The sequence below is a fragment of the Algoriphagus ornithinivorans genome (assembly GCF_900115305.1).
Lineage (GTDB): Bacteria > Bacteroidota > Bacteroidia > Cytophagales > Cyclobacteriaceae > Algoriphagus > Algoriphagus ornithinivorans.
In genome coordinates this window covers 19,330-37,080 of the sequence record NZ_FOVW01000013.1, presented here as the reverse complement: position 1 = coordinate 37,080, position 17,751 = coordinate 19,330, and the positions used below count along the sequence as shown (strand labels likewise).

At 37.7% G+C, this 17,751-nt stretch carries 12 protein-coding genes; all 12 read left to right on the top strand.

Annotation, left to right across the window (positions count from 1 at the left end; translation table 11 throughout):
- Positions 1-117 precede the first annotated feature (117 nt).
- The 12 genes from BM073_RS17035 to BM073_RS16975 all read left to right on the top strand — a co-directional run bounded on the left by BM073_RS17035 (position 118) and on the right by BM073_RS16975 (position 17,743).
- The gene (locus BM073_RS17035; protein WP_091655546.1) at positions 118-1,674 is read left to right on the top strand and encodes an alpha-amylase family glycosyl hydrolase; all 1,557 of its coding nucleotides are present in this window, start codon (positions 118-120) and stop codon (positions 1,672-1,674) included.
- A gap of 1,322 nt (positions 1,675-2,996) precedes the next feature.
- Complete coding sequence (locus tag BM073_RS17030; RefSeq protein ID WP_091655545.1) at positions 2,997-3,806, top strand: polysaccharide biosynthesis/export family protein; 810 nt, start codon at positions 2,997-2,999, stop codon at positions 3,804-3,806.
- Positions 3,807-3,809: 3 nt separating this feature from the next.
- Positions 3,810-6,254, top strand: a complete 2,445-nt coding sequence (locus BM073_RS17025; protein WP_091655544.1) for a GumC family protein — start codon at positions 3,810-3,812, stop codon at positions 6,252-6,254.
- A gap of 1,463 nt (positions 6,255-7,717) precedes the next feature.
- Complete coding sequence (locus tag BM073_RS17015) at positions 7,718-8,929, top strand: hypothetical protein (RefSeq protein WP_139217521.1); 1,212 nt, start codon at positions 7,718-7,720, stop codon at positions 8,927-8,929.
- Positions 8,930-9,134: 205 nt separating this feature from the next.
- A complete protein-coding gene (locus BM073_RS17010; protein WP_091655541.1) occupies positions 9,135-9,740 on the top strand; it encodes a hypothetical protein in 606 nt (201 codons plus the stop codon).
- A 438-nt stretch (positions 9,741-10,178) separates the two neighbouring features.
- Complete coding sequence (locus BM073_RS17005) at positions 10,179-10,565, top strand: four helix bundle protein (RefSeq protein WP_091655540.1); 387 nt, start codon at positions 10,179-10,181, stop codon at positions 10,563-10,565.
- 79 nt (positions 10,566-10,644) lie between these two features.
- Positions 10,645-11,643 (top strand): mannose-1-phosphate guanylyltransferase, encoded by a 999-nt coding sequence (locus tag BM073_RS17000; protein WP_091655539.1) that lies wholly within the window; start codon positions 10,645-10,647, stop codon positions 11,641-11,643.
- Positions 11,644-12,120: 477 nt separating this feature from the next.
- The gene (locus tag BM073_RS16995) at positions 12,121-12,495 is read left to right on the top strand and encodes a GxxExxY protein (RefSeq protein WP_091655538.1); all 375 of its coding nucleotides are present in this window, start codon (positions 12,121-12,123) and stop codon (positions 12,493-12,495) included.
- A gap of 147 nt (positions 12,496-12,642) precedes the next feature.
- Positions 12,643-13,680 carry a GDP-L-fucose synthase family protein gene (locus BM073_RS16990; RefSeq protein WP_091655537.1) on the top strand — a complete coding sequence of 346 codons (1,038 nt, stop codon included), beginning with the start codon at positions 12,643-12,645 and terminating at the stop codon, positions 13,678-13,680.
- A 347-nt stretch (positions 13,681-14,027) separates the two neighbouring features.
- Positions 14,028-14,882: a glycosyltransferase family 2 protein gene (locus BM073_RS16985; RefSeq protein ID WP_091655536.1), complete on the top strand. Its 855-nt coding sequence runs from the start codon at positions 14,028-14,030 to the stop codon at positions 14,880-14,882.
- Between the two features lie 121 nt (positions 14,883-15,003).
- Complete coding sequence (gene gmd / locus BM073_RS16980; RefSeq protein WP_091655535.1) at positions 15,004-16,227, top strand: GDP-mannose 4,6-dehydratase; 1,224 nt, start codon at positions 15,004-15,006, stop codon at positions 16,225-16,227.
- 151 nt (positions 16,228-16,378) lie between these two features.
- Positions 16,379-17,743 carry a lipopolysaccharide biosynthesis protein gene (locus tag BM073_RS16975; RefSeq protein WP_091655534.1) on the top strand — a complete coding sequence of 455 codons (1,365 nt, stop codon included), beginning with the start codon at positions 16,379-16,381 and terminating at the stop codon, positions 17,741-17,743.
- Positions 17,744-17,751: the final 8 nt, after the last annotated feature.

Here is a 17,751-nt window from a genome sequence, read left to right as displayed (position 1 = left end):
CTTGAACTCTGAACTTTGAATTATTAATCCCATGAAATGCCCACGAGTAAAAATCTCACACTGGGAGATGACTATCCGGGGCATTCCATCTGACCACTGAAAAAAAAACATAAACAGATGAAATCATCCATCTTATTAACCTCCATGGTATCAATTGCGATAGCCTCTGCTTGTACTCAAAACGAAAAGCCTGAAGTGAAAAACTATTGGCCAGAAGCAGGAGTGACCTATGAGATTTTTGTTCAGTCCTTTGCAGATTCCAATGGGGATGGAATTGGGGATTTCAATGGAGTAACGGAAAAACTCGATTATGTCAAAGAGTTAGGAGCTGATGCAATTTGGTTTATGCCAATCATGCCTTCACCGACATATCATAAATATGATGTTACGGATTACAAAGCCGTGCATCCTGATTATGGTACTCTGGAGGATTTTAAGAGATTATTGGTAGAAGCTCACAAGCGGGATATTAAGATTGTGATCGATATGATTATCAATCATACTTCCAATCAGCATCCTTGGTTTTTGGAGTCTAAGTCTGGAAGAGATAATCCTTATAGAGATTATTATGTGTGGGCTCAAAAAGATACCATCGCTGAATTTTTGAATAAAAAGGTTATTACACTTGATTCTGACAATATCCGTCAATGGCACGATCCGGGGCAAGGAGAGGATTATTATTATGGATTTTTCTGGGGAGGAATGCCGGATTTGAATTTTGATAATCCCAAGGTAAGAGAAGAAATCTACGATATAGGAAGATTTTGGTTGGAAGAAGTAGGTGTGGATGGGTTCAGGTTAGATGCTGCAAAGCATATTTTCCCTGATGATAGGCCTTTGGATAATCATGCTTTCTGGAAGGAGTTTAGAGAAAAAATGGAGGCTATCAAGCCCGATGTGTACTTGGTAGGTGAGGTTTATGATAAGAAAGAGGTTGTTGCTCCTTATTTGCCTGGCTTGCCTGCATTATTCAATTTTGATTTTCACTACACACTTTTGGAAGCATTTGAGAAAGAGGATGGGATGCTTTTGGCGAAAAAGCAGAAAGATATCATTGACTTTTACCAAAATATCACGCCTAACTTTATTGATGCCACCATTTCATCCAATCATGATCAGCCACGTTTGTTGAATGAACTGGGTTCGGATCCATCAAAAATGAAGCAGGCGGCAGCCATTTTATTAACCATGCCGGGAGCACCCTATATTTATTATGGGGAGGAGATAGGAATGTTGGGTTTGAAGCCCGATGAGCATATTCGAGAACCGTTTTTATGGGATGTGAAAGAAAAAGATCAGTGGAGGGCTACTTGGATAGAGCCTAAATACAGTACTGATGAGACTGTGACCCCTTTAGCTTTGCAAAGAAAAGATCCAAAAAGCTATTTCAACCATTATAAGGAATTGATTGCTTTGAGAAATTCACATCCGGCTTTAGCAATAGGAGAGATGATTCTACCTGAACAAGAATTCCCTAAATCTGTGATGGCTTACTTTAGAAAGTCTGGCGATCAAGAGATTTTTGTTATTCATAACATTGGTTCGAATGATGTAGACGTAGAGCTTCCAGAAGGTTACAAAGAGGTCATTTTTGGTTTAGGAGATGGCTTAAATGTCAATGGTAATTTGAATTTGAAAGGATTTGCTTCAAGGGTTTATTTGAAAAATATATAATTGAGGAATAATATCTCGCAAAGGCGCAGCGACGCAAAGTTTTTTAAATCCCGTAGGGATTTAATTTTGGTTTTTTTCGGATTTTAAATCCTACGATAGGAGAAATACAGTAGAAATATTTTAAAATACGCCTTCGGCGAAATAATTGGAATAACTCGATAAGATCCAAAGATATTTCTCAAGATATTATCAAGATATGCCTGCGGCGAGATATTTATCTAGAGAAATACAGTAGAAATAGATAGAAATACGCCTAAGGCGAAATATTCCTAAACCCGAGGTTACCGATAAGATATTTTTAAAATAAGAGAAGATATGCCTTCGGCGAGATAGACTTCTGATTGTACTCAATCAAAAGCTCCAAAGGAGCGAAACGTATTAGCCCCAGGTGAAACCTGGGGTAATGATATAAGCAACAAATACCCCAGCGCTGGCCCGAAATCAACGTTTGGAAATGAAATCAAAATGCCAGCAAGACATTCGAAAACCTTAAATCAACCCTCCAAAGGGAATAATATCTCGCAATGGCGCAGCGCCGCAATATTCCCTAAATCCCGGAGGGATTCAAGATAGGTAGCTAATTGATTCACGTTTTCTATTCCATGCCGTAGGTATGGCACAAAAGAATAATGAAATCAATGACTGTAAGCCAGGAAAATGCGAATTGGGTGTTTTTCGGATTACAAATCCTACGAAAGAAGAAATACAGTAGAAATATTTAGAAATACGCCTTCGGCGAATTAATTGGAATAACTCGATAAGATTTAAAGATATTTCTCAAGATATGCCTTTGGCAAGATTAATCACTGGTTGTAATCGAATCAAAAGCTCCATTGGAGCGAGCTATCAAATAGCCGTGGGTTTTAACCCACGGAAAAGAAATCCGAACCCTCCCCCAGCGCTGGCCCGAGATCAATGTTTGGAAACTAATTCAAGGTGCCAGCAAGATATTCGATAACCTTAAATCAACCCTCCAAGGGATTTCTTTGGTATTGGAGTCGATGAAAAATACCTATACCATCTATCTGACCAACCCTTGGAGGGTTTCTTTATTTCAATAGCCATTAATAGATGTGATTTTATAGGATTACAAATCCTACGATAGGGCCTCGGAATTGCAAATTCCGAGGAGCAAGTAAATTTTCCCGGATTAAAAATCCTACGATAGGAGCTCGAGGTTGCAAACCTCGAGCAGCAAGGCCTCGAGCAGCAAGCGCAGCTAGGTTTAATTTTAGTTTATTCTACCAAATCAGAGTAATATTTTTTGGGATTTTGGCTATGTTTGCCCTTTGATTTTAGATCTGTCCATTAATAAAAAGTATATGCGGAAGATAGGAGCGTGGGTAGTTTATGCCCTGGTTTTTTTTGCAGCAATCAGCTGCGTTTCCAATGAAAAGGTTATTTACCTTCAAAATCTTGAAAACAATCAACCTATCAATGAAGGAGAATTGATCTCCTATGAAATTCCTGAATATAGACTTCAATACAATGATATTATTGATGTCAATATTCAAACAGCAGAAGATATGCTTCAATCTGGTTTTGGTAATAAAGTTGTTGCTGGAAATAACCAAATGCAAATGGCTGCACAATCAGGTGGCGATATTTATTACATGACGGGTTATACAGTAGATAGAAATGGTTTTATCAGGCTTCCAATTATAGGTGAAGTTCAGGTAAAAGATAAAACCATTGATGAAGCCAGAATTATAATTGAAAGCAAATTGAGAGAGTTTCTCAAAAATGAGCTATATGTAAAAGTTAAACTCGGGGGTATCCGCTATTCTGCCTTAGGGGAGTTTAGAAGACCTGGTAAATTTGTGGTTCTGCAGGACAGAATGACGATTTTCGAAGCAATCGCCAATGCCGGCGATTTGACAACTGTAGCTAAAAGAGATGAGGTCTTGTTGATTAGACAGTACCCTGAAGGCACCAAGCTTCATCGTATTAATTTAAATGACAGATCAATTATACAGTCTCCTTTTTATTTTATTCAGCCGAATGATCAATTGTATGTGGAGCCTATGAAAGTAAGGGAAGTGGGTGCCGGTGAAAACGCGGCCCAATCATTATCCTTAATTATCTCTGCAATCACAGTTGCAGTTCTATTGATCAATACCTTTACGCGTTAAGTTATGTATCCTAATCAAGTTCAAGGAAACAATCCCAACCCCAATCCATTTTTGGTTCAGCAGGAAGATGAAATAGATCTTAAAGCTCTACTTTTTAATTATTTGACCTATTGGCCACTTATTGTCATATTCGCCCTTCTAGGTGTTTTAGTGGCTTTTTTATTCAATAGATACACTACACCTATTTATAAAGTGGAGTCTACTGTTTTGGTGGTAGATGATAAACCTACGCTAGGTGCTGACCTTTTTGAATCCGCTGGATTGGGAATTCAAGGAAAGAGTAATATTGATAATGAAACAGGAATTATCAAATCCTATTCTTTGGCAGAAAGCGCTGTTTCACAAATGGATTTGAATGTTTCTTACTATAAAGAAGGCTTTTTAAAAGTTACTCAAGTTTATGGAAATGTTCCTGTTTACGTCTCAGTTGACTGGACTAAACCACAACTGGTAGGTGGAATGTTTAGGCTGGAGGTTATAGACGCATCCACTTTCGAACTTTCAGTTGAGGATGATAAATTTTCAGTTTTTCAACCAAAGGACCCATTCTACAAAAGTAATTTTGAAGGGTTTGAATTGCCTAAATCCATTTATTCTTTTGGAGAAAATATTCAAGGGGAATATTATGAATTTAAAATAAGTCAGATTTCAGCATTACCTGGCGAGGTATTCTTTTTCAAAATGATTGACACGCCTTCGCTTGCTCTGAAAATGAAGAATGATCTTCAGGTTAACCCCTTAAATAAACAAGCTTCAATTCTTACGCTAAGCCTGGAAACACCTTTGAGGAGGTTGGGAGAAAATTACATCAATACGCTGATGGATAAGTATTTGGAGCGAGAGTTGGAAGAGAAAAATCAGGCTTCAGAAAATACGATTCGATTTATTGAGCAACAATTAAGCGGTATTACAGATTCCTTGCAGTTTTCTGAAAAGCAATTGCAGGATTATAGATCCAAGAATAAGATTTTTAATCTTTCTCAAGAAGGTTCTATCATTTTTGAAAGGCTGAATGACTTAGAACAGGAAAGGAGCCAGGCTGAATTGAATCTGAAATATTATCAAACTCTCAAATCCTATTTAGGTAATAATCAGGTAGGGGATTTGGTAGCACCGTCAATTATTGGTGCGAATGACCCGCTATTAAGTGCATTAGTTCAAAATCTTTCCGAATTACAGGCAGATAGAGTTCGAATCACCGCTAATTTTTCAGATCAAACGCCTCAGGTAAGAGATATCAATGCCAGAATTGAAAGTACTTCCAAGGCTTTGATGGAAAATGTGAATTCAGCAATAAGGAATACCCAAAATTTATTAGCTGATCTTAATGGTAGAATTCGATCCATTGAAAGAGATATCAATGCATTGCCGGAGACTGAAAGAAACCTCTTAGGTTATCAGCGTCAGTTTACCATCAATGAAAACATTTATGTGTATTTGTTGCAGAAGAAAGCTGAGGCCGAGATTACCAAAGCGTCGAATATGCCCAAGAATAAAATCTTGGATTTTGCTAAGGCTTCACAACAACCTGTAGCACCTAAAACTAGCCTGAACTTATTGATAGGGTTGATTTTAGGATTGATTTTACCTATTGGTTTTATCACGATTAAAGACTTCCTCAATACCAAAATTGAAGATCCTAAAGAATTGGAACACCAGATTAAGGTGCCACTGATTGGGATGGTTGGTAGAAGCAATACAGAAGACAACCTTCCAGTATTGAATAGCCCTAGATCAACCGTGACAGAATCTTTCCGATCTCTACGTGCAGACATGTCCTATTTGAGCCCTAACAAGGATAAATTAAGCATACTGTTTACTTCCAGTATTTCAGGTGAAGGAAAAACTTTTGTTTCCATTAATATGGCTTCCGTTTTCTCTTTGATGGGTAAAAAGACCATTTTGATAGGTTTGGATTTGAGAAAGCCAAAAATCGCTGAGGATTTCAACTTGCCGAATGATAAGGGTATGAGTACTGCATTAAGTACCAATATCAACTGGCGAGAAGTAGTTAAGTCATCTGGACATAAGGATTTGGATGTGATCCTTTCCGGCCCTATTCCTCCAAACCCTGCCGAATTGCTTTTACAGGATAAATTCAGTCAGATTGTCAAAGAGATCAAGGAAGAATATGATGTGGTGGTATTTGATTGTCCTCCTGTAGGGCTTGTATCGGAGACCAAGGAGCTGTTTGCCTATTCTGATATCAACTTCTTTGTTTTCCGTCAAGGTTACTCCATGAAAGGAAATACCGCCATTCTCAATAATCTGGTTGAAAAAGGCGGAGTGTCCAAGATGTATGGTATTCTGAACGATGTTCATATTGACAAAGGATATGGCTATGGCTACGGTTATGGCTATGGCTACGGGTATGGAAACAATTCCTATGGATACCATGAAGAGATCCCACTTCCATGGTGGAAAAGGGCTTTGAGAAGAAGGGGTTGATATTTTTATCGCTCTTTTTGTCCGGAGAAATACAGTTGAAATATTTAGAAATACGCCTGCGGCGAAATAGGAAAAGAAATACAATAGAAATATTTAGAAATACGCCTTTGGCGAGATAGGAAAAGAAATAAAGTAGAAATATTTAGAAATACGCCTGCGGCGAAATATGGGTCAATTCCCCCTTTGGAATATTGCACAAGGTTGGGAAGACGTGTAAAATCAAAGGGGGTCAGGGGGATTTTTCCAAAAGATATTTTTCAAGATATTATCAAGATATGCCTTCGGCAAGATACGGGTCAATTCCCCCTTTGAAAATGTAAATAAGATTTAGGACGAAAGCTTTGTAAAAGGGGGCAAGGGGGATTTTAGTTGAAATACAGTAGAAATAAATTGAAATACGCCTAAGGCGAAATATTTATTCCCGACGAAATTTTCGAGTTGCAATAGAGAAGATATTTTTCAAGATATTATCAAGATATGCCTTCGGCGAGATAGACCTTTGGTCGAATTCGGATCAAAAGCTCCAAAGGAGCGTAATTTATTAGCCCTGGGTGAAACCCAGGGATATAATCGCCAACGAAAATTACCCAGCGCTGGCCCGAGATCAACGTTTGGAAACTATTCATTGTGCCAGCAAGATATTCGAGAACCTTAAATCAACCCTCCAAGGGGCTTCTTTGGTATTGGAGTCAATAAAAAATACCTATACCATCTATCTGACCAACCCTTGGAGGGTTTCTTCCTTTCAATATCCATCAATAGATGTGATATTATCGGATTACAAATCCTACGATAGGGCCTCGGAATTGCTCCCGACTCCTGTCGTGGATCCGAGGAGCCGATTGGGTTTAACCCTCCAAGGGATCTTCTGAATTAAGGAGTCAATCATTAAAAAACCTCATGCCATTTTCCTTATTAACCCTTGGAGGGTTTCTTCCTTTCAATATTTATTGCACACTTATTGTATTTTTAGTCACACTTATCAGCTCAAAAACTAATTTGTATTTATTTTCATTAAGATTGCATTAAATCTTGATAACACAATTAGTTTTCAGGAATAAAAAAATTACAAATTCCTCATTGAGCAATACCCAAAATGCTTGTCCATTTCCAAGGAGAAATTAGGACTTTTATCTGATTTATTATTTAAAACTAATTTTACTAAATAGCTAGAAATAACTGAAAATCAATATATGTAACAATTATGTAACTATGAAATACAATAGTTTAACACGATTTTTACCTAGATTTTCTTTTTTTCCATGATTTATCATTTTAGGTTTGTTTCAGCATTGGTTATCCATGTTCGTAGATTTGAAAAAATGAGATTCCTTTTTTGTTTATCCCTAACCTTATTTTCTTCTTCATTCTTTTGCCTTTATGCTCAGTCTTTACGATTGAATCCAGAGGCAATTCATCAGATTACTAACTTTGAACAGTTAGGCCCTCATTTCAATCAAGAAATGATCCAGCAGCTCGATTCCTTACCTGTGGGAATTGATGAAGAGTTCCAAATTCTAAAAGACGATTCAGGAATTTATCTTTTCGCCGGCTGTAGGATGGAGCTTTACCGATGGGAAGAAAATTCCTGGAAAAATCTTTACCAATTTCAAAATGTAGGTTATACCTGTAAAAGCAGGCTTATAATTAAAGAAGGAAACCCTTTTCTTCTCGGTGGCTATGGATTTTGGAATAGCCATACAGATTTAATTGAGTTTGATCCAAGATTGGGTTCTTGGTCCTTGGCGAGTGTAAAAGCACAACCGGCTAATTACAATTCTGAATACCTAGGAATTACCGAAAAATCGGCCTTTCTATTATTGGGTTTTCATAATAATCCAAGAGAGGATGTTCACCAACTTCCGGAAAATCAAGGCTATATTCTGGATTTTGAATCAATGGCCTGGAAACATTTGGGTTTTGATTTTGAAATGTCCTTGGTGAACCCAAATGCTGCCTATTATATATTTCAGGATGGAACTTTAGACTCTCAGGATTTCTTGGCTTTCAATGCTTTTGAATCAGCCTCCCAAAACAAAGGACTTTTAATTTTTGATAAAAATGAGTTGAACTTTAGGTTCTTTCCTCAGGAGTTGGATTATAATCCATTAGAATACTCCCCCTATTTTATGGTAGATGGAAACCAAGTTTACCTACAGGATCAAAAGAATTTTGCTATTTCCTGGAATCTGGAAGACATGTATGCGAAAGCAAAAATGGTGGGTAAAGCCGCAATTCTCCCGATGAGTGTGACGGAGGTTAATAGGATCAAACAGGATTATGTGATCATATCCCTTGTTTCAATCTCATTAATAGGCTTAGTATTATTTCCAGTATTCAAAAAACGGATAGCTTCTCCGACTCTGAAAAGAACAGATGAAAGGCAAGGAAAGGATCATATTCAGAATGAAAACTATTCAAAAGCCTACAGTCCTCAAGAAAGCCCAAATCTTCTGGAAATATTGGATCAGAATAAAGGGAAAATGTTTACGGTAGAAGAATTGGATGAGTTGTTCGATATTCATCAGATTCCCAACCCAGAAAACAAAAGGGTAAAACGATCCAGATTGATTAAAGAAATCAATACCCAAGCTGAGGAGAAAAGGGGCTATAAGATGATTAATAGAACAAGAAGCCCAGAAGACAAACGCTGCTTGCTTTACGAAATTAAATAAGTTTTATATGCATATTCCCTTTTATGATTGTATAAAAAAATAGGGCTTGGTATCTGCCTTGTGGATCAGAATCCGGAAACTTCGGTCTTCGGTCTTCGGTCTTCAAACCGCTCATTCAAGGAAAATATCTCAATTATGATGATTGCTTGAAATAAGGAAATTTTATTACCCAATTCTATTTAACCCAAACTATTTAATCCTAGCTATGAAGATTTTTAATTTTTTCAGGTCTGGAGGGATTTCCTACAAATCCAAAGGACGTCTTATTAGGAATCACCAGGTAAATTTCAAATACAAAGGAAAACTCTTGGTGTTTGACCCCTTTACCATGTTGGAGGAGCTCAATTTCAAGTTGAAACAGGTGAAAGGACTGGATTTCCAGCTTGATGAGATTTCCCAAAAAATTCTGAATCGCCATTTCCAAAAAGAGGCTGTGGTTCCCAATTCCATAGCCAAAACCAAGTTAGGGAGAGAAGAACTTATGGTAAAAAGAACAGCTATGAGCGCTACTATTCCCAGAAAAAGCTTGTATGAATTTATCTGGAAAGGAGAATGTGTTCTAAGTTTTTTACGGATTTACGATTATGGCAAAGAGTTTGAAAAAATCTCTGAAGAAATAAGGATAAATCATGGGGATTTAGATTTGTCCTCTTACGCTATTCTTCTGGAATTAGGATTAAACTCTAATATGCTCTTGGATAAATTCGGACAAACCCACGTCTGGAAGATAAATGATTTGGCTTTATTTCAGGATTTGATGTTGGCTATCGAGGAAATAAATATTGATGAAAAACAAAAAAGTAGCTACTAAAAAAATGATAAAAATTTAAGTCTAAAAATGAGTACTAAAACTACTCGTTTGATTATCTTTGAAGCATCTAAACCAACAAAAAGCCTTAAATTTTAAAATTTGAGGCCTTTTTTTCAATAAAGCCCAAAAAACCAAACTGTCAGCTTAGGCTAGTTTTTGCAGTAAAGATTATTGCTAAGATCATTCTGAGATCCGGAAAAAGAGATGTAGGCGATGCGAGTATTCTCAGCCTTTATACTTCTCCAAACCAATCTCAAAATGGGACTGAAAGGGCGAAGCTGTACCCGGTGGTGAGTAAGTGTGGAACTGGTTAATTGAGTAATTGATCGATTTAGGCGCGTGTTGAAAAGTGTTTAGCTCTCCAGTTTTTGAAGTGATGGTTCAGAAGTTCATGGTTCAGAGTTCAATAGGTCGACGTTAAAGCTTAAATTATTTTTCTTGAAAATAGCGCGCTTTGAAGATTTAGAAATTTGGAAAGAGGCTAGAGAGCTTTGTTTGGTAATTAGGAGAATGACTAGGAAAAATGATTTTTCTAGAGATTTTAAATTAAGTTCTCAAATTACTAGTTCATCTGGCTCCATCATGGATAATGTTGCTGAGGGTTTTGATAGGGATGGAAATAAAGAGTTTATTCAATTTCTATCTATCGCCAGAGGCTCAAATGCTGAAACCCGTTCACAAGGTTATCGCGCTTTTGATTATGAGTATATTAGTAAAGAGGAATTGGAAGAAATTTTAGAAAGAACGGAAAGGCTTAGGTCTAAAATAAATTCTTTGATAATTTACTTACGGAATTCAGATAAACGGGGGAACAAATTCTCTTAAGAAGGCAGACTTTCTTTTGAACATTGAACCCTGAACTCCACTATTTAAAAGCCTAAGCACTAACCCAAACAGAAATCTCATGTCAGTAATAAACGTTATCCTATCCGGCGGTGTCGGTTCCCGACTTTGGCCATTGTCCAGAAAGTCTAGACCGAAGCAATATCTTCCGATTTTTGATGGGAAAACTTTATTTCAAAAGACAGCCTTAAGGAATTCTGCGTTTTGTGATTCGGTTTTGGTAGTAGGGAATATTGATAATTACCAGCTTTCCCGAAAAGATTTGCAAGAAGCGGGAATTCAATCCTATCAGGAAATAATTGAAGCTTGCCCTAGGAATACAGCCGCAGCCATAGCCTTTGCAGCCTTTGCCTGCAATCCCGAGGATGTTCTTTTTGTTACCCCTTCTGATCATTTGATTGAATCAGAAAAGTCATACAAAAAATCTGTAGAGAGAGCTATAGCACTGGCAAAGGATGGATTTATAGTAACCTTTGGCTTAAAGCCCAGCAAACCAGAGACAGGTTTTGGTTACATAGAAGCAGATGGAGAAGAGGTGAAGAGCTTTAGAGAAAAGCCGGATTTGGTAACTGCAGAGGAATTTATTCAAAAAGGAAATTTTTACTGGAATTCAGGGATGTTTTGTTTTCAGGCGGGAGTTTTCCTGCAGGAATTGAAAAAGTTGGAGCCTAGCGTTTATGAAACTTCCTATACAACCTACCAAAAGGCAGAAGAGGGAAAATTAAATGAGGAGCTTTCCATGAAAATCCCATCTATCTCTGTGGATTATGCAGTGATGGAAAAAACTGACAAAATCAAGGTGGTTCCTTCTGCTTTCGACTGGTCCGATATGGGGAGTTTTGAAGCTATCTATGAATACAATCAAGCTCAGGGCTATACTATAGATTCCAATGGAAACATGGTCATCGGTTCTGAATTACACACTGAGTTTGTGGGGATGTCCAATAGTATATTGATCTGCACTGCAGATGCGATTTTGGTTTTAAATAAGGAAAAAGCCCAAGACGTGAAGAAGGTGTATGAGAGGTTGGAGAAGGAGAAGCCTGGTTTAGTGGATTAATGTGCTCGAGGATTTAGTTACACGGAGTAGCACTGAGTAGGCATAGAGGCTCACTGAGTTTGCTCGCAGGCTCGCGGATCTTTTGACACGGAGGAACACAGAGTAGGCACTGAGGTTCACTGAGTTTGCTCGGAGGCTTGCAGGATTTGTAACACAGAGGAGCACAGAAGAGGCACGGAGGTGCACAGAGTTTGCTCGCAAGCTCGCAGAATTTGTTACACGGAGGAATTCGGAGTAAGCACTGAGTTTCACAGAGTTTGTTTTGAAACCTGCTAAATTAAGATCCTTTCAAGGATTAATATCAATCTAAACTCCGCAAATACTCCGAGTAACTCTATGCTCCAAAAAAAACACTCCGTGAGACTCCGTGTAAACTCAGGTAAACTCCGTGATCTAAAATAACTCCGTGGGAACTCAGAGTACCTCCGTGTTCTAAAAAAGTCCATCAGCTCCAGTTTATAAAATTATCTTGCAAACATGCTTTTAAAAGAAGACTTAACGGAACAAATCTTGAATTGTGCCTTTAAAGTGCACTCAAAACTTGGTCCAGGCCTTCTTGAATCTGCCTATCAAGCTTGCCTAAAATATGAACTGGAGAAATTAGGTCTAGATGTTAGAGCTGAAGTTCCAGTACCGTTAATTTATGAGGAAATAAGACTTGAGTGTGGCTACAGAATTGATTTGCTTATCGAAGACCAAGTAATTGTTGAATTAAAAACTGTTGAGCAAATTACTGATGTTCACAAAGCTCAAGTTTTAACATATTTAAAATTTTCGGGATATAGAGTAGGTTTATTATTGAATTTTAGGACAAAGAGTCTCGTAAAAGGGATTCATCGGTTTATCCATTAATATATCTTATACTCCGTGGTACTCAGTGCGAACTCCTAAAAACTCCGTGATCCAAAAACAAAAACTCCTTCAATTCCTTTGTTCCAAAAAGAAATCTCTGTGTGCCTCAGTGTTTCTCCGTGAAACTCTGTGACCAACCGAAACCTAATGATATCTAAGAATACCAAAATATACATCGCAGGCCATCGAGGTATGGTAGGTTCGGCTATTTGGAGAGCATTGGAAGGAAAAGGTTATTCCAATCTGATTGGCAGAACTTCCAAAGAATTGGACCTTCGAAACCAGCAGGCTGTCCAGGATTTTTTCAAAAATGAAAAGCCGGAAGTGGTAATCGATGCAGCAGCAAGGGTAGGAGGGATTTTGGCTAATAATGATTATCCCTATCAGTTCCTGATGGAAAATATGCAGATCCAGAATAATCTGATTGACTCTGCTTTTCATGAGGGAATCAATAAGTTTATCTTTTTGGGTTCTTCTTGTATCTATCCCAAGCTTGCTCCTCAGCCATTGAAAGAAGAGTATCTTTTGACAGGGCCTTTGGAACCAACCAATGAGTGGTACGCGGTAGCAAAAATCACAGGAGTTAAAGCATGTGAGGCAATCAGAAAGCAGTTCGGAAGAGATTATATTTCATTAATGCCAACTAACCTATATGGGCCTTTCGATAATTTTGATCTGAAAACATCCCATGTTTTGCCAGCCATGATCCGGAAGTTTCACGAAGCAAGTCAGTTTGCAGTAGGCAGTGGACAGTTGGCAGAAAACAGTCCCGATAGTCATCGGGAGCAGTTGGCAGTCGGCAGTGCAGATAGTAGTATTGAGCATGCACCAGTGACACTTTGGGGATCTGGAAATCCGATGAGAGAATTCCTATATGTAGAGGATTTGGCAGAGGCAGTAGTTTTTGCATTGGAGAATGAGTTTAAGGATAACTTGTATAATGTAGGGACGGGTGAGGATTTGACAATTCGGGAATTGGCAGAATTAATTCAAAAGATCGTAGGGCATAAAGGGGAAATTATTTGGGACACATCCAAACCAGATGGAACACCAAGAAAATTGATGGATGTATCCAAGATGACAGATGCAGGGTGGAAAGCAAAAACCTCATTGGAGGAAGGAATAAAGAAAACATATCAGTGGTTCCTGGAAAATCAAGATACGTTCAAACAAGTTAAGATTTGATGCTCGCAAACTCGCGGACCTTGTTACACAGAGTAACACGGAGGATTCACAGAGGTGCACGGAGTTTGGCTCGCAAGCTCGCGGAGATTGTGACACAGACCTGCCTGACGGTAGGCAGGGTAACTTGGAGGAGACACAGCTTGTCCCGAAGTATTTCGGGAGAGGGGCAAAGAGGTTCACGGAGTTTTGACAAGGATTAGCAAGTAGTTCATAGTATTTGATTGAATGAAAAGCTACTTAAAGCCTGAATTATATATTTTAATTGTTAGAATTGATCTTTCTAAAAATGATATGTGAGACTCTGGGTCAAGTTCCTGGGTTTTCCGAGTAAATAAAAGTTTAAGAAAATAGAAGGAAAAATAAAGGTAGCGGTCTTACTTACCTGTTTTAACAGAGTAAAAACGACTTTAAAATGTCTTACTAGCCTTTATCAAACCACAGTCCCCGAAAATATTAAATTAGAAGTGTTTTTGGTTGATGACGCTTCGCCGGATCAAACTGGCAAAAAAGTCAAAGAATTATTTCCTGAAGTTCATATAATAAATGGTAATGGACAGCTTTTTTGGAATAAGGGCATGAGACTAGCCTGGGAAAGCGCGGTTGCCCATGATACTTATGATTTCTTTCTCTGGTTGAATGATGACACTTTTTTAAAAAAGGAATCCTTAATAAACTTATTGGAGGATTACGAGAGCATGCCAACAGAAGGAATTATTGTAGGAAATATTCAAAGCGAAGTCCATGGAGATTTTACCTTTGGAGGGCATGAAGAATCAGGACCATTGAAACCTAATGGAAAACCTCAAAAAGTTAAATATTGTAATGGCAATTTGGTTTTGGTTCCACAATCAGTATATCAAAGAGTAGGGATTTTGGATCAAACCTACACCCATCTCTATGGCGATATGGATTATTCTTTGGATGTCAGCGAGGCTGGATTTGATTGTTATGGTAGCTCCAAGTACTTAGGCTATTGTGAGGTCAATGAGGTTTCTTACTGGGGTGAGCCTTCACTTAGTTTCGTAAAAAGACTCAAACTGATGCATAGTCCTAAAGGGGTGGATTTATTTAAATGCTACTATTTCAAAAAAAAGCATAATGGGCAGTGGACAGCGATCAAAACTTTGGTTGATGGCTATGCAAAAGCTTTGATGCCTAAAGCATACAGAGAACTCAAAAAGTCCTTGAAATCAGTAAGTTGATTTGATAAACGGTATATCCCGATTTTTCCATTTTCCCTTTAAAGCCTTTAGGCAGACCAAAAAATAAAAAAACTCCGTGAGTCTCCGTGCCTAACTCCGCGGAACTCCGTGACCAAATAATATGAAAAAAGCATTAATAACCGGCATCACCGGCCAAGACGGTTCCTACCTAGCCGAACTACTTTTAGAAAAAGGCTATCAGGTTCATGGGATTAAGCGAAGAGCTTCTTCCTTTAATACCCAGAGGATCGATCACCTTTACCAGGATTTACATGAAACCCATGTGAATTTTGTCTTGCACTATGGAGACTTAACTGACTCCACCAATATCATCCGAATAATTCAGGAAGTACAGCCAGACGAGATTTACAATTTGGGTGCTATGTCTCATGTAAAGGTTTCCTTTGATTCTCCTGAGTATGTAGCCAATGTAGATGGAATTGGAGCTTTAAGAATATTGGAGGCAGTAAGAATTTTGGGTTTGGCGAAAAAGACCAGAATCTATCAAGCCTCTACCTCCGAACTCTATGGAGGAATGGAAGAGAATAAGAATGGTGCAGGTTTTTATGATGAGAGTTCTCCTTTTTATCCCCGTTCTCCTTATGGAGTTGCTAAAATTTACGGTTTTTGGATCACCAAAAACTACAGAGAAGCCTACAATATGTTTGCCTGCAATGGGATTCTGTTTAACCATGAATCTCCAAGAAGAGGGGAGACCTTTGTGACCCGAAAGATCACTATGGCGGCTGCAGCCATCGCAATGGGCAAACAGGATTGCCTGTATTTAGGTAACCTAGATGCTCAGCGAGACTGGGGACATGCAAAGGACTATGTGAAGGCTATGTGGCTGATTTTGCAGCAAGAAAAGCCAGAAGATTATGTAATAGCCACAGGTAAAACTACTAAAGTTCGGGACTTTGTTCAAATGGCCTTTGCCCATGTTGGTTTCACCATTCGCTGGGAAGGAGAAGGCGTCGACGAGGTAGGAATCCTAGAAGCGATTGATAAAGAGTTATATAAAAAAGCGACAGGCCTAGAATTAGATGTTCAGGGTTCAGAGTTCAGGGTTCAGGGGTCCAACGCTGAACGCCGAACTATGAACTTCAAAGAACGATCTCTAAAAATAGGCGACGTCCTTATAAAAGTAGATCCCGAATACTTCCGCCCCACCGAAGTCGACCTATTAATCGGAGACCCAACCAAATCCAAAACCCAATTAGGCTGGGAGCCGGAATATGATCTGGAAGGTTTGGTGGAGGATATGATGAGAGGGGACATACAAATGTTCTACAAAGATCTTGACTTAATCAAGAAAGGGCGTAAGGTGTTAAATCAGGCGAAGTAGGTGTCTAACAGTTTTATTGTCGAGCCGATTAATGACAAGCTATTTAACCAATTCGACAGTCCTACTATTCGACAATTTTCAGATATGATTTTGAAACAAAACATAGGATGAATATACTTGATATTTTTTATTTTTGAATTAAGCTGAAAAATTGAAACAGTTATTAATTACACTTTCTGATAAAGCAGGTATAAAAAGCCGAAGAACCAAAAATATCGTAAAGCATATTGGTTGGTCTTCATCTTATAAAATTGGCAGTATTATAGCTAATTTTATGTTAGTCCCACTTACAATAGATTATTTAGATGCTGAAAATTACGGAATTTGGTTGACCCTTAGTTCTTTTATTAGCTGGTTTTCATTTTTTGACATTGGATTGGGAAACGGGCTGAAAAACAAATTTGCTGAAGCAAAGGCATTAGGGAATTATAAAGATGCCCAGGCATTTGTGAGTACTGCTTACTTTACAATTGGAAGTATAAGTTTAGGAATAGTAATTATTTTTGTTGGTATAAACCAGTTTATAAATTGGACTCAATTATTTAATACAAATGCAAGTTTACAAGGGGAACTTTCGGTTTTATTTCCCATTATTTTTACTTTTTTCGGCATTCAATTAGTTGTAAAATTGATAACCAGCATTTATCTAGCAAATCAAAATCATTCCATTCAAGAAAAAGTTCAATTTTTGGGGCAAGCATTATCATTATTAGTCATTTTTATCTTGACCAAGACAGATCAAAGTTCTTTACTAATTTTCGGAATTGTTTTTTCAGCCTTGCCGGTTTTTATTTTGGCTGGACTTAATTTATTTGCATTCAATAATGAATTTAAGAAATTTAAACCTAAATTTTCCCTTTGGAAAAAAGAATATTTAAGAGAGATCACCGGGCTAGGTTTCAAATTTTTTGTAATTCAGATTGCGGCAACTGTACTTTTTTCTACCGATAATTTCATAATAAGTAAACTTTTTGGACCCAAAGATGTGGTTCCCTACAACGTAGCTTTAAAATATTTTTCATTAGCAATAATTGGATTTAATGTTATAATAACCCCTTATTGGTCTTCTTTCACTGAAGCCTATGCAAATAAAGATTTTGAATGGATAGAGAAATCGGTTTCCAATATTCAGAAAATTTGGTTAATTATTCCTATAGCTCTTCTTGTGATGGTTTTTTTAGCTGACTTGTTTTATCAATTTTGGGTTGGTGAGCAAGTTACTATTCCCTTGAAATTGTCTATTGCGATGGCACTTTTTGCTGCTCTGCATACATTTAGTATGATTTATGTAAACTTCATTAATGGTACTGGTATGATTAAGCTCCAATTATTAGGGAGTATTATACTAATGTTAATAAATATTCCTTTAAGTATAATTTTTTCAATTAATTTTAATATGGGATTGGCGGGGCCAATTTTGGCTACTTGCGTTTGTATAACTGGTTCTGGGTTTTTGGTTTTTATTCAATACAGGAAAATTATAAATAATAACGCAAAAGGTATTTGGTTGAAATAAATTATTTC